This is a genomic window from Paraliomyxa miuraensis (assembly GCF_026337845.1).
Taxonomy (GTDB): domain Bacteria; phylum Myxococcota_A; class Polyangia; order Nannocystales; family Nannocystaceae; genus Paraliomyxa; species Paraliomyxa miuraensis.
Map to the genome: position 1 here is coordinate 1 of NZ_JAOVZF010000065.1, position 445 is coordinate 445.

The 445-nt window shown below is 68.8% G+C and carries 1 protein-coding gene; it reads right to left on the reverse strand.

The genetic code is table 11. The annotated features are described in order from the left end of the window. Positions 1-445, reverse strand: a 445-nt coding sequence (locus tag OEB96_RS00280; protein WP_266213371.1) for a hypothetical protein, incomplete at both ends; no start/stop codon positions are given.

Consider the following 445-nt stretch of genomic DNA (forward strand, 5'->3'; position numbering starts at 1 on the left):
GCGCTCCTGCTCGATCGTGAGCCACTGGAAGCGCTCGCTGGGCCTGAACTCGCAGTCGATCGTGCAGCTCACGTCCCGCACGAAGACATCCACGTCCTGGCGTGCCGGGTACGTGAATAGCGTGTCGCCGCCCAGGCGAGACTCGACCACCGTCTCCAACTGCTGCTGCGTGCGGGTGAGCCAGTACTGCACCGCCCCGGCGTCGTCGACGGCCCGGCGCTGCTCGAGTTGCTCCACCGGGCGACCGGCCGTGGGATAGTCGGCGTGCTGGTCGTCTCGATCGTAGGCGTAGCGGATCCACGTGTGGTGATCGATCTGCCCTTCGCGCCAGCGCTCGACCTCGGCGAAGCCCAGCAGGCCCTGGCCCCACGCGTCGACCACGGCATCGTGGTAGGCGTAGCGATCGACCTCGAGGTCGGCCTGCGGGTTGGCCTGCGTCGCATGC